General features: G+C 57.6%; 3 protein-coding genes. 2 read left to right on the top strand and 1 reads right to left on the bottom strand.

What is annotated here, in order from left to right:
- The coding region (locus WAO56_RS09710; RefSeq protein WP_422146340.1) for a hypothetical protein at positions 1–234 on the bottom strand (234 nt) is incomplete at its 3' end.
- Between the two features lie 179 nt (positions 235–413).
- Between WAO56_RS09710 and WAO56_RS09705 the strand changes: the two genes are divergently transcribed.
- Entirely contained in the window at positions 414–1,358 is a 945-nt protein-coding gene (locus WAO56_RS09705; RefSeq protein WP_422146339.1) for an NAD-dependent epimerase/dehydratase family protein, read from the top strand.
- Positions 1,359–1,731, top strand: a 373-nt coding sequence (locus tag WAO56_RS09700; RefSeq protein WP_422146338.1) for an NAD-dependent epimerase/dehydratase family protein, incomplete at its 3' end; no start/stop codon positions are given.

The raw sequence follows: 1,731 nt of genomic DNA, 5'->3' as shown, positions 1-1,731 counted from the left end.
GCCCGGCTCCTGCCCGTCGCGCAGAAAATAGCCGTAATCATCGTTGCCCCCCGTGCGGTCATATGACGAATGCAACCGCGTGTCCGGCTGGTCCAGCCGCGCCAGCCACAGCGGATCCGTCAGGCGCTCCGTCAAAGAAGCAACCGTGACCGGCTCGCCGGAAGGCGCCCGCCCGCAACCGCCCGCCAGACAAACCGCAAAAATCATCCATCCCAAACGCCAAATTTGCTTCATTTATACCTCATCCACCCTTATGATACGTTGCTTCATGCCACAAATGAACTTTTTTTTACAATGAATAAGGTGAAAATCGAAACATGATGTTTTCCCGCACCCCATATCTGATTTCCTTCTTTGGCGGCAATGGATGAACCACCCTTTGAGGCACGACAAACTTCCCCGCGAGGCTTTCCATGTATGAGCGCATCTTAGTCACCGGCAGCACCGGCTTTCTCGGGCACCACCTGATGCCGCGCCTCAAGTCGGCCTTCCCAAAGGCCGAAATTATCGGCGTCGGCCGCCGCGCTGCCGATTTGCTCGAACCGGGAGCGCCCGCGCGCCTGCTGCGGAACACGCAACCGGATTGCGTCGTTCACATGGCCGCCAAATCCGGCGGCATCATCACCAACATCAAGCGCCCCGCCGAGTTTTTTTATGAAAACGTGGTGATGAACACCCATATGCTGCACGACGCCCAGCAAGCCGGCGTGAAGAAATTCGTCACCTTCATGGGCGGCTGCTCTTACCCGTCGGATGCGCGCTCGCCGATTGATGAAAGCCAAATGTGGGCGGGCTACCCGCAAATCGAAAGCGCAGGATATTCCGTCGCCAAAAAAATGCTGCTGACTCAATCGTGGGCCTATCGGGTGCAGCATGGCTTCAATTCCATCGTGCTGATTCCCGGCAATGTGTATGGCGAATGGGACAACTTCAATCTCGAAGAAGCCCACGTCATCCCCGCGCTGATCCGGAAATACATGGAGGCGCAGGAACGGCAGGCCCCCACCATCACGGCATTCGGCACCGGCAAACCCACCCGCGATTTTGTCTATGCCGGGGATGTCATGGCCACCATCCCTTGGTTTATTCAAAATTATAACAGCAGCGAACCCGTCAACATCTCCGCGGGCCGCCGGATTTCCATTCGCGAGCTGGCCGAAACCGTCAAAAAAGTGACGGGCTTTGCCGGCGAGATTGTCTGGGACGCTACGAAGCCCGACGGGCAAATGGACAAAATATTTGACGTCACGCGCCTCCATTCTCTGGGGCTTTCCTGTGACACATCGCTGGAGGACGGCTTGCGCCGCACCACCGATTGGTTTCGACAAGCCCGCGAACGCGGCGAGGTGCGCCTCTAAATGAAAACCTGCATCGTCATCGGCGCTCACGGCTTCATTGGTAGCGCCATCGTCGCGGAAGCCCAACAGCGCGGCTACGCCGTCACCGCCGTGGATCGCGATAACTACGAGGCGCAACGGGGCGCATCAGCCACCTTGCTCATCAATGCCAACGGCAATTCCCGCAAGTTCATTGACGAGCGCGACCCGGCGCAAGGATTCGAGCTTTCCGTTTCTTCCGTCCTGAATGCACTGCTCGATTTCAAGTTTGACCAATACATCCAAATTTCCAGCGGCGCCATTTATCCGCGCGAGGACAACCCTCAACACAATCGCGAAGACACCCCGCTCCAGCCCGCCGGCATGAGCCCGTATGGCTTCCACAAATGGCTTG

Source organism: Miniphocaeibacter sp. (assembly GCF_049276255.1).
GTDB lineage: Bacteria > Bacillota > Clostridia > Tissierellales > Peptoniphilaceae > Miniphocaeibacter.
Note: the sequence above shows the minus strand (reverse complement) of the source record. Positions and strands in the feature narration are given on the sequence as shown.